Genomic DNA, 730 nt, shown 5'->3' on the forward strand with positions numbered 1-730 from the left:
TGCACGATGGTGCCGATGCGGTCGGTGCCGCACCGGGTCGTGGTCCTGCTCGGCCTCGACGACGAGGTCTTCCCCCGCGCCGCGCACATCGACGGCGACGACGTGCTGGCATTGAACCCCTGTCTGGGAGAACGTGATCCGCGCAGCGAGGACCGGCAGTTGCTGCTCGACGCCGTCATGTCGGCGGGGGAAACGCTACTGCTGTTCTACACCGGTGCGGACCCGGTCACCGGCGCCCGCCGGCCCCCGGCGATCCCGCTCAGCGAGCTGCGCGACGTGGTCGAGACGATGGTCGGACCCGAGGGCATGGCCGAGGTCGTCACCCGGCATCCGCTGCAGCCGTTCGATCCGCGCAACTTCCGGCCCGGCCGCCCGCTGAGCTTCGACCGGGCCGCACTCGCCGGGGCGCGCGCCGCGCAGCATCCGGCGAGGCACCGGCCCGGGCTGCTGCACCGTCCGCTCGCGCCCGTCGCGCGCACCGACGTCGACCTCGCCGACCTCGTCGCGTTCGTCACCCACCCCACCCAGGCGTTCCTGCGGCAGCGGCTCGGGGTGCGGGTGCCCGACCGGGACGAGGACATCGCGGACGCCCTCGACATCGGGCTCGACCCGCTCGCCCGGTGGGACCTCGGCGACCGCATGCTCGAGGCGCTGCTCGCCGGCACGGACCCCGCGGACTTCCGGGCCGCCGAATGGCGGCGCGGGACACTGCCGCCGTACCGGCTCGGCG

At 74.7% G+C, this 730-nt stretch carries 1 pseudogene; it reads left to right on the plus strand.

What is annotated here, in order from left to right:
* Positions 1 to 730, plus strand: a pseudogene (locus CQZ88_RS30900) (exodeoxyribonuclease V subunit gamma); the annotation flags it as partial.

The sequence above is a fragment of the Rhodococcus sp. ENV425 genome, from assembly GCF_002887785.1.
Classification (GTDB): domain Bacteria; phylum Actinomycetota; class Actinomycetes; order Mycobacteriales; family Mycobacteriaceae; genus Rhodococcus; species Rhodococcus aetherivorans.